Origin of the sequence: Blautia sp. OM07-19, from assembly GCF_003481595.1 — a bacterium.
Lineage (GTDB): Bacteria > Bacillota > Clostridia > Lachnospirales > Lachnospiraceae > Blautia_A > Blautia_A intestinihominis.
On sequence record NZ_QULA01000089.1, the window covers coordinates 1 to 636 of the forward strand.

Below are 636 nucleotides of genomic sequence, written 5' to 3' on the forward strand. Positions count from 1 at the left end.
TTTAAACAGGATAATATACCGGTCACATACATGCAGATGGGGATCCGGCATGAGAAAGGCTCAGACCAGCTGCGGCTGTCTCTGCCAAAGGATCTGAAAAGCTATATGGAAGAAACCTATGGGATCCATGAAAAATTTCTATATCTTGAAAATAAGATTTTCAGGAACATGGATCATATAAAACAGCTGCGGATCTATCCACCAAAAAACGGAAAATGCGACCTTATTGTTATTTATGAGATTGAAGAGCCGGAACGGCTTTCTCAGAATGGATATTATTTATCGATTGATCTGGGACTTCATAATCTGATGACCTGTTATGATTCTGGAAATGGCAGGACTTTTATTCTGGGAAGAAAATATCTTTCTTTGGAAAGATATTTTCATAAAGAAATAGCCAGAGTGCAGTCCGGATGGTATGCACAGCAATCGAAAAGAGGAATAAAATATCCAAAATCATCGAAACATATCCAGAGACTTTACAGGAAAAAGCAGAATGCAGTGAAGGATTATCTCCACAAAGTGACCAGATGGATTACAGAATACTGCAGAAAAGAAGATATCCGCTGTGTGGTTGTGGGAGACATCCGAAATATCCGCAAAGAAAAAGATATGGGGCATATGACCAACCAGAAG

Annotated in this window: 1 protein-coding gene; it reads left to right on the top strand. The window is 39.2% G+C overall.

Annotated elements, in window-relative coordinates:
• A partial coding sequence (locus tag DXC01_RS19945; protein ID WP_243111690.1) for a transposase occupies window positions 1-636 on the top strand: 636 nt, incomplete at both ends.